An 8,669-nucleotide genomic window follows, 5' to 3' on the forward strand; every position below is an offset into this window, starting at 1 on the left:
ATGAGCAACGCTTTAGCTATTGCGGCTGTCACAATTACATTGCGTCATTTGCTACAGCAAAGGTTTGATGTTGAGAGTTCGGGGGGAATCACTGTGACGACACGACCATTAGATAAGGTACGAGATAATACTGTTAGTAGTGGCGATCAAGTTAATTTATTTCTCTACGATACTCAGATAAACCCTGCTTGGCGGAATATGGATATTCCTTCTCAAGTGAAGCCAGGTGAAACAGGACAGCAGCTTTTGCCGTTGAACCTCTACTACTTACTGACTGCTTATGCTCAAAATGATGACTTCCCAGAACCTACTAGTCATCGTCTGTTGGGTGTGGCGATGAGTGTTTTTAATGACCATCCGATGATTACTTCTGCGGATATTAAGGCAGCTTTGCCTGCTACCGATCCTTCAGAGTACGACCTTGACTTACAAGAAGAACAGTTGCGAATTGATTATCAACCGCTATCTGTGGAAGAGGTGTTTAACCTCTGGTCAACTTTTCAAGTACCCTATCGAGTTTCAGCCGCTTATGAAGTGTCAGTAGTGTTGATTGAAAGCAGCTTGTCTGCAAAAACTCCGCTACCAATTATTAAACGTCAGTCTAGCGATCGCGGCCCAATTCTGCAATCAAACCTATCGTCACCCTTACCCACATTAGTTTCTCTGCAATTGCCTAACCAGCAAGCTAGCGCCAGATTGGGCGATATTTTGATTCTTAATGGTTTTCACCTAGATGCTGAAAATGTAATTATATCTTTTACAAATATTCGGTTAGAAATTTCTTTTGAAGTGCCACCTTTAGCAGAGAGAACAGCAACAGATATTAGAGTCCAATTACCTGATGAGCCTGGAAACTGGGCGGCGGGTTTTTATACCGTGGTAGTCAAAGTAACGCGGACTAATGAACCAAGTCGGACTACCAATGAATTATCTTTTGCCTTAGCACCAAAAATCTTGGATACTATACCACGACAGGCAACAGCAGACGCTAATGGCGAAGTAACCCTCACTCTGATTTTAAGCCCCCAAGTGCGACCAAGACAAAGGGTGGCGTTATTGTTAGGCGATCGCGAAGTGCTGGCTCAACCACATCCAAATCAAACAGATAGGCTGGAGTTTCGGATTGCAGGTGTTACACCGGGTGAGTATTTTGTACGAGTGCGGATTGATGGAGTAGATAGTTTGCTGGTGGATCGCACAGTGACACCGCCTGTTTTCGACCAGAACCAGAAGGTGGTGATTTTATGAACAACCTCGATTCTTGGAGAGCAAACAATGAAGAATACCTAGCAAATGAACTGGCTTGGCTACGCTGGCGTTTGTCTGAGTTTGCACAGTTACCTGATATTGAAAAGCCTAAAGTCACAGAAATGGCAATAGTGGAAGGGATGAATCCATCCACAGCACTAGTTCTATTAAGCCAAAAGTTAGATTTATCTGACTTTGAACAACAGGTCTTATTGTTATGCATTGCAATGGAATTAGATCCAGGTATAGCGCGTCTTTGCGCCAAAGCTTCAGATAATTCTCACCAGCCTTATCCTACCTTTGCCTTAGCTTTATCATTATTCGATGAACCTACTTGGGATGCCCTTTGTTGGGAACGACCTTTGCGTTACTGGCGATTAATTGAAATTCATCAGTCAGGAGTTCAACCGCTGACTACGAGTGGTTTACGGGTAGATGAACGGATATTAAATTATGTTAAAGGATTAAATTCTTTAGACGATCGCTTGGTATCACTACTGGTGTCGATGGAAACAGCAGAATGGAATGTAAAATTACCCCCATCTCAAAACGCTGTTGTCGAAACAATTATTCAGCAACTGCACCAAACGCACAGAGAACAACGTTTACCAATTATTCAGCTAGTGGGGGCAGATTCCCTCAGCAAGCAACTAATAGCCCAACATGTAGCAGCCCAATTTCATAAATATGTCTATCGTTTGTCAGTGGAATTATTGCCCACTCAGGCGGGAGAATTAGAGACTATTGCTCGTTTGTGGCATCGAGAAAGCTTGCTATTGCCGCTGGCGCTGTATTTAGATGCCCAAGAGGTTGACGGTAAACCGACTACAGAAGGACAAGCACTTCCCTTGCATCGGTTTCTTACCCGCAGTGGTGGTCTACTTTTCCTTAGCACTCGTGAAGTTAGGCAATTGGGTCAGCCGACAATTGTCGTAGATGTTGAAAAGCCAACACTTAGGGAACAAAAAGCAACTTGGACTGAGGCATTAGGAGGAGTAGCAGATAGTAGTCCGCAGGTTCTGGCGACTCAGTTTAACCTCAATTTAGTCAAGATTGAGCAGATTGCCCAGCAAGTGTTGGGGGAAATGCCGTCGCAGCAAGAAGACCTAACCCCCCCAGCCCCCCTTCCCTGCATTAGCGAAGCGGCACGAAGTGCGGGAAGGGGGGAGGAAGAGGAGGACTCCCCTCTCATTGTAGGAGAGGGGTTGGGGGAGAGGTTCAACGAATCGGCTTGGAGAAAAACCTTGCGTGGTAAGCTTTGGTCGGCTTGTCTTGCTAGTACTCGTCCGCAGTTGGATACTTTAGCTCAACGCCTCGACCCGAAAGCAACTTGGGATAATATCGTCCTACCAGCAGAAGAGACAAACTTGCTGCACCAAATTGCTGACCAAATCAGGCAGCGCAGCCTAGTTTATCAAAAGTGGGGTTTTCACAACCGGATGAATCGGGGTATGGGGATTAGTGCCTTGTTTGCCGGAGAAAGCGGCACAGGGAAGACGATGGCGGCGGAAGTGATAGCCAATGATTTGCAGCTAAATCTTTACCGCATTGACCTGTCATCTGTGGTCAACAAATATATCGGAGAAACGGAGAAAAATCTGCGGCGTTTGTTTGATGCGGCGGAAGATGGCGGGGCGATTCTATTTTTTGATGAAGCGGATGCATTGTTTGGCAAACGTTCTGAAGTGAAAGATAGCCATGACCGCTACGCCAATATTGAGGTGAATTACCTGTTGCAGCGATTGGAGGCTTATCGCGGTTTGGCAATTCTAGCAACGAATCTCAAGAGTTCGTTAGATCGTGCCTTTATGCGCCGCTTGCGGTTTATTGTAAATTTTCCTTTTCCGGGTGTGGCTGAACGTCAGGTGATGTGGCAAAAGGTGTTTCCACCAGAGACACCAATACAGGATTTAGATTTTAACCGTTTGGCACGTTTGAATTTGACGGGGGGCAGTATTCATAATATTGCTTTGAATGCGGCGTTTCTGGCTGCTGGGGCTGGTACGTCGGTGACGATGCAGTTGGTGTTAACCGCGGCGCGGACTGAGTTTCGCAAATTGGATCGACCAGTGAATGAGACAGATTTTCGGGTTTCAGTACTTACGGGTGTAACGGTATGAATATCAATATAGAGAAGCTGATTTTAGAGGGGATGCCGATTTCTCCCAGTCAGGCGCGGTTGTTGCAAGCAAAGGTGGAGAGTGAATTGGCGAAGTTGCTGGCTAATAAAGGTTTACCAGACAATTTGCTCTCAGGTGGGGTAGTGCCTGGTGGTGCGATTCAGCTAAAGCCTGGAACTAATCCCGCCCAAATGGGGCAACAAATTGCACAAGAAATAGTTATCAAAATGTTAGGAGAAAAATCATGAGTAGACCAGACGTAAAATGGATTCCTGCAAGCCCTCAAAATCAGACTGATTACCGCGAATCGACAATTGATTCTATTGTGTGTCACAACACCGACTGTTCATTGCAAGCTGCTATAGCCACATTCCAAGACCCTAAAGCGCAAGTTTCTGCACACTACATTGTTGCTCGTGACGGTACATGCATCCAGATGGTGTTAGAAGATCATACCGCTTGGCACGCAGGTGACAGAGCTATGAATCATCGTTCTATCGGAATCGAACACGTTGCTGACAAAAATAATTTAGGTATGACACAAGAGCAACAACAGTGTTCGTTGAACCTGATTGGATATTTGGTGGATAAATACAAAATTCAGAAATCTCACATTCATACGCACCGTACAGTAGATACAATGGCTGGCGGAACTGATTGTCCTAAATGGATTTGGGCTGATGAAGCATCGTTTGAAAAGTTTAAAGAGACAATAGCCTGACACTTGAGGAGACATTTCTTAAGCGACTAAGCAGCACAAAGAATGGCATGTTTAATATTGAGGAATGAAACCATGACTAGTAAAAAAATTGCCCAAACTAATCAGCAGCAAAAAAATGAGGCATCCCAGGCGAGTGGCATTTTACAGCGAACTGCTGTGCGATCGGTTTCGGATGCAGGGGTACAAATTGAAGAACAAGAAGCACAGCCATATAGTAAATCGGCTTTTTCCAAAGACTTTAGCCGAGTGCCTATAAGCACGACTCAACCACAGCCAATACAGGCAAAGTTGACGATTGCGGAACCAGGGGACAAGTATGAGCAGGAAGCAGATCGGGTGGCATCCCAGGTGGTACAACAGATAAATACACCATCTGCGGCACAGTCAACACAAGGAAAGTCGCTACAGCGTCAGGATGCAGCAGAAGAGGAAATCCAGACTAAACCGAGTATTTCTGTTCTCCAGAGGTCGCCAATACCTACCCAGGTACAGCTAGAAGCGATGCCCGAAGATGAGGAACTACAAGCTAAGTCAATTCTACAGGGTCGGGATGCCAGAGGAGCCGGGGAAGCTTCAACGGATGTCGAATCTGCCATAAATAGTGCCAGGGGCGGTGGAATGCCTTTAGATGGAGGGCTGCAACAGTCAATGGGGCAGGCGATGGGGGCGGATTTTAGTGGGGTGAAGGTACATACGGATTCTCAGGCAGACCAGTTAAATCAGTCGATACAGGCGAGGGCGTTTACCACGGGGCAGGATGTGTTCTTTCGGGAGGGGGAATATAAACCTGGGAGTCGCAGCGGGCAGGAGTTGATAGCCCATGAACTTACTCATGTGGTGCAGCAGAGTTATACGAGTGTAGTTCAAAGGATGGTACTTAATCTAGACGCAAGTGATCCCACTATTACGATGGCAGCAGATATAGAAAAAGATAGACAGCAAAGCTCAAGAGGAAGAAGCAAAAGCGTATCGAGTGAACCCACGGCTCAGATTGTGACTTCTGAAGTTCAAGTTACTAACCCCACTTTGTTTCGTCCAGAGCGCCCGTTGTGTTCATGTGCTCGCGATGAAGCGATAACGATTTTAGCTCATGGTTTACCGGCAATGGGACATCAACCAGCAAAGGTTGCAGGACTTACCGCAAATGAAATGTTTGAAAAGCTAATTAAGTTAGGCTGGGCATCAGATCATAAGGGGGATATAAATTTTTCAAATTGTACATCGGGTTGGTCAAGAACAGATGAAGGGTCTTTTGCTGAGCAATTTGTCCGTATCATTAGACAAAACAGTTTTAGCAACAAAGTAACAGGATTTAGGAGCTTTGTATCAAGCATCGACATCGACACAGAAATAGAGGCTAATTATTTAACGCGTGAATATAAGTTGCTTTCGTCTATTGCATCAAAGTATCTGAGTTGGATCGGAGGCATGGATGGACCTGAAACAAAAGATGCTATGTTTGACGAGATCACTAGCGCATCACAAATGTGCTTTAAAGAGTCAAGCCAATTTTCAAACACTCAGGCCCAGACACAAGAGGCAACAGAGTTGGCTGACCAGTGGCAGCGTGTTGCAATGCAATTAATACGTTATAAAGAAAAATTGGATGATGTAGACAACCTCCAAGCAATTGACGCTAGTGAGGAAATGGAAAATTTGCTGAATGTCCAAAAGGAATGCATAGATAAAATAAATGCTGGAGGGAAATCCGAAAGACCAGCATCCGCAGTAGAATTTGACAGAACAAGTTCAGGTAGACAACGACGATACTCCATGATTTGAGGGTGATCGCCGTTTTGTGGGTTATCTTAAGCTCATGTAGGGTGGGCAAATGCACATGATTTCTGAATAAATTGTCAAAGATGGGAATTTTGCCCACCCTACCCTGATGGTAGTGCGATGCCTGGGTTGGGTGTAGCGATCGCTGATATTGTAAACTATGTTAGTGGAAGAGTAGACTAGGGGCGATCGCTACTAATTGATTACCTCAAGATCAATGATGAACAACACTGGCAAATTACTACGATCGCTCTTGTAGGGAACCCAAGTGATAGCTTACCGCCACTTTTATAATTAACAGTTACGGCAATTGAAGAGTGCGATCGCCCCATCTTCCAAACTCTTATAGGGAGACTGTAAAAAGGTAATGCGATCGCTCATGTATGAAAGTTGATGAGCGTGCGATCGCCCCATCTAGTAACGACATTCTTAAAAGTTTAAAAGTCAACAGATGTGAGGGAAAGTCCACAATAATGCTCATTAAAAAACCTAGCTAAGGACTCAGCTTCAGATTGACTAATTTTCCGTTCACCATTAACTACTTCCCTAACAATATCAACAGAGCCAAAAACCCCGACTAAAGAAGTTGGCTCCACATCAAATTCATGCATCAGGGATTCCAAAGTAGCCACAGGTTTTGATTCACCCATAGGATAATGACATGACTCATAATTCTCAATCAGAAGAACCAACAATTCAAAAAGTGCAGTTTCAGCCTCTGTCAACTCGCCAGACATCATACCCTCTACTACTGTTAAGGCTCTGTTATACTCCTGTTCTGTTTTAATTGGCTTAGGCTGATACTGGATCAGTAACTCAGTGTAGGTTTGTTTACTAGAAGTGGGGGGCATCTTTCCACCTTTCTTTATCGTATTCAGGATGGGTAAGAACGTATTTAATAAAAACTGTCTGGCTGGAGTATCTAATGTCTACAATCAAACGATAGTTATTACCTTTGATGTTAAACACTGTAAAGTTACCAACCGCTTCTGCCTTTGGATATCTTTTCTGAACATCCACTAAATTAGACCAGTTTGCTTTAGACGTAAACTTGTACCAATCATTAAGAGCATCTTCAGAATCAGCGTGTTGAACCCAGAATTCCCGCAATTTAACTTTGCTGATTACGTGCATCCCTAAAGTTAGAAATTTATGATAATCATAGCACTGATTGAGAGTCACGCCAGGGAAATAGGGCGATCGCAGTAGTTCTACAAAGTGCGTAACAGATTCTACAAAGACTTTTATTTTCTCACCAAAAACCCATGTTAGACTTTATTCTGATTAGTGGCGATCGCGCCATATTCAACCCCATCTTTGGCAAAGCAATAGTTGCAGTACGTCCTGGGATCTTAAAAGGTACTGGTATACCAACAGTTAACAAAAATAAAATTTGCCTTGTTGGTGACGAGAAACAAGTTATTGTTCCTGGTTGTTCTTATACAAGTCCGCCAAATGTTACCCCCGGTACAGGAACACTTTCCATTCAATCCTTAGCCCCCAATCAAAAAGCTAGAAAAGTTAAATCTAAGCGAACAGCAGTATTGCTCAAAGGTACTACCTTCACAGCGAAATTTCAAGTTCTCGTGCCAGCTCAGACACCAACAATACCACCGACACCAGACCCAATTCCGATATATCTTGGCACTGGATTTTTCACTACTACAAATATGCAAGTAAAAGGGACTTGATGAATAGAAGCCGGAAGTTGGAAGTCGGAAGTATAAATGCCTGTTACTGAAATGATTTAGGAATAATTTTATGTTCCACTTTCCTGGTACGCCAAAGACATTAAAAGCAACGATCGCTGTCCTTGATGCTGTTAGTTTTTTGCCCAAAGGATTGATTATACTGCAATACAATCCCGAAACACTCAGACGCACTTTACAGGTAAGAGGTGCGGGTTCTGAAGGAAGCGATCGCCTAGAAGCTTTGCGTCTAGTTGCACCACCTATGGAAACAATTCAACTAGAGGCAGAAATTGATGCTACAGATCAACTGGAGTTTCCTGCAAAAAATCCAGATACAGTGTTATTTGGCATATACCCCCAATTAGCAGCCCTAGAAACCCTGATCTATCCTAAAAGTAGCCAAATTCAGACAAACAATCAACTTGCCCGTACAGGTGTTTTAGAAATCTTACCAAATGAGGCGGATTTAAGTGTATTTATATGGAGCTTCAATCGTGTAATGCCAGTACGTCTCTCTGAGTTCAGCATTACCGAAGAAGCATTCGATTCTAAACTAAATCCCATTCGTGCCAAAGTCAGTTTAGGTATGCAAGTATTAAGCACAAATGATTTGAGATTTGACCATAAAGGCAGCAGCTTGTTCAGAGTCTATCACAAGCAAAAAGAGCTTTTAGCTAAGGTAAACACGGCTGCGAGTGTTATCAAGACAGTTGCTTCTTTCTTATAAACTTGGCTATCTTTGATCGTGAATTATTTCATCTGTAAGTTTCTCAAAAATATCTCGGTAAATATAGGTTTTTAGTTGTAAAATAAAAAATAGTAAAATGTTTACTGAAAGCAGTCGTTACTACGATATAGAAATTGCCAAGTGGCAAACAACATCAAATCAAACTATCAGTTACCTCAGACGCAGATTTTTACCTTCATCACAAAGGTTTGAAATTCTTCAAGAACATCAAGTCAGCGAAGGCGATCGCCTAGATAATATCACTGCAAATTATCTACATGACCCGGAAGTTTTCTGGCATCTATGCGATGCTAACAACGCTATGCACCCTAATGAATTGACTGCCCAAATTGGTCGGCGACTGCGTATTCCCCTCATCTAAA

The 8,669-nt window shown here is 43.6% G+C and carries 10 protein-coding genes; 8 read left to right on the top strand and 2 right to left on the bottom strand.

All coding sequences use genetic code 11. The annotated features are described in order from the left end of the window. The 5 genes from NSTC745_RS20590 (at position 1) to NSTC745_RS20610 (ending at position 5,871) form a co-directional block, all read left to right on the top strand. On the top strand, positions 1-1,248 hold the full coding sequence (locus NSTC745_RS20590) for a DUF4255 domain-containing protein (RefSeq protein WP_445632595.1): 1,248 nt from the start codon (positions 1-3) through the stop codon (positions 1,246-1,248). Beyond that, on the top strand, positions 1,245-3,368 hold the full coding sequence (locus NSTC745_RS20595) for an ATP-binding protein (protein WP_445632596.1): 2,124 nt from the start codon (positions 1,245-1,247) through the stop codon (positions 3,366-3,368). Before NSTC745_RS20590 ends, NSTC745_RS20595 begins: the two co-directional genes overlap by 4 nt. After that, on the top strand, positions 3,365-3,616 hold the full coding sequence (locus tag NSTC745_RS20600) for a hypothetical protein (RefSeq protein WP_445632597.1): 252 nt from the start codon (positions 3,365-3,367) through the stop codon (positions 3,614-3,616). The genes NSTC745_RS20595 and NSTC745_RS20600 overlap by 4 nt, the downstream gene beginning before the upstream one ends. After that, positions 3,613-4,089, top strand: coding sequence for an N-acetylmuramoyl-L-alanine amidase (locus tag NSTC745_RS20605; RefSeq protein ID WP_445632598.1), 477 nt, complete (start codon positions 3,613-3,615; stop codon positions 4,087-4,089). Before NSTC745_RS20600 ends, NSTC745_RS20605 begins: the two co-directional genes overlap by 4 nt. Positions 4,090-4,161: 72 nt before the next feature. Beyond that, a complete protein-coding gene (locus tag NSTC745_RS20610; RefSeq protein WP_445632599.1) occupies positions 4,162-5,871 on the top strand; it encodes an eCIS core domain-containing protein in 1,710 nt (569 codons plus the stop codon). A gap of 434 nt (positions 5,872-6,305) precedes the next feature. Here NSTC745_RS20610 and NSTC745_RS20615 read toward each other — a convergent pair whose 3' ends face one another. Both NSTC745_RS20615 and NSTC745_RS20620 read right to left on the bottom strand, forming a co-directional pair. Then, entirely contained in the window at positions 6,306-6,719 is a 414-nt protein-coding gene (locus tag NSTC745_RS20615; protein WP_445632600.1) for a helix-turn-helix domain-containing protein, read from the bottom strand. Beyond that, positions 6,703-7,002 carry a type II toxin-antitoxin system HigB family toxin gene (locus NSTC745_RS20620; RefSeq protein ID WP_445632601.1) on the bottom strand — a complete coding sequence of 100 codons (300 nt, stop codon included), beginning with the start codon at positions 7,000-7,002 and terminating at the stop codon, positions 6,703-6,705. The genes NSTC745_RS20615 and NSTC745_RS20620 overlap by 17 nt, the downstream gene beginning before the upstream one ends. Before the next feature lie 131 nt (positions 7,003-7,133). Between NSTC745_RS20620 and NSTC745_RS20625 the strand changes: the two genes are divergently transcribed. The 3 genes from NSTC745_RS20625 (at position 7,134) to NSTC745_RS20635 (ending at position 8,668) form a co-directional block, all read left to right on the top strand. Continuing rightward, positions 7,134-7,559: a hypothetical protein gene (locus tag NSTC745_RS20625; RefSeq protein WP_445632602.1), complete on the top strand. Its 426-nt coding sequence runs from the start codon at positions 7,134-7,136 to the stop codon at positions 7,557-7,559. 70 nt (positions 7,560-7,629) lie between these two features. Beyond that, positions 7,630-8,286, top strand: coding sequence for a hypothetical protein (locus NSTC745_RS20630; protein WP_445632603.1), 657 nt, complete (start codon positions 7,630-7,632; stop codon positions 8,284-8,286). 97 nt (positions 8,287-8,383) lie between these two features. Further along, positions 8,384-8,668: a LysM domain-containing protein gene (locus NSTC745_RS20635; protein ID WP_445632604.1), complete on the top strand. Its 285-nt coding sequence runs from the start codon at positions 8,384-8,386 to the stop codon at positions 8,666-8,668. The last annotated feature ends 1 nt before the right edge of the window (position 8,669 follow it).

Source organism: Nostoc sp. DSM 114161, from assembly GCF_052692665.1.

Coding starts and splice junctions, on each gene's coding strand:
- NSTC745_RS20590 (WP_445632595.1), top strand. CDS start 1: ATGAGCAACGCTTTAGCTATTGCGGCTGTCACAATTACATTGCGTCAT.
- NSTC745_RS20595 (WP_445632596.1), top strand. CDS start 1,245: ATGAACAACCTCGATTCTTGGAGAGCAAACAATGAAGAATACCTAGCA.
- NSTC745_RS20600 (WP_445632597.1), top strand. CDS start 3,365: ATGAATATCAATATAGAGAAGCTGATTTTAGAGGGGATGCCGATTTCT.
- NSTC745_RS20605 (WP_445632598.1), top strand. CDS start 3,613: ATGAGTAGACCAGACGTAAAATGGATTCCTGCAAGCCCTCAAAATCAG.
- NSTC745_RS20610 (WP_445632599.1), top strand. CDS start 4,162: ATGACTAGTAAAAAAATTGCCCAAACTAATCAGCAGCAAAAAAATGAG.
- NSTC745_RS20615 (WP_445632600.1), bottom strand. CDS start 6,719: ATGCCCCCCACTTCTAGTAAACAAACCTACACTGAGTTACTGATCCAG.
- NSTC745_RS20620 (WP_445632601.1), bottom strand. CDS start 7,002: ATGCACGTAATCAGCAAAGTTAAATTGCGGGAATTCTGGGTTCAACAC.
- NSTC745_RS20625 (WP_445632602.1), top strand. CDS start 7,134: ATGTTAGACTTTATTCTGATTAGTGGCGATCGCGCCATATTCAACCCC.
- NSTC745_RS20630 (WP_445632603.1), top strand. CDS start 7,630: ATGTTCCACTTTCCTGGTACGCCAAAGACATTAAAAGCAACGATCGCT.
- NSTC745_RS20635 (WP_445632604.1), top strand. CDS start 8,384: ATGTTTACTGAAAGCAGTCGTTACTACGATATAGAAATTGCCAAGTGG.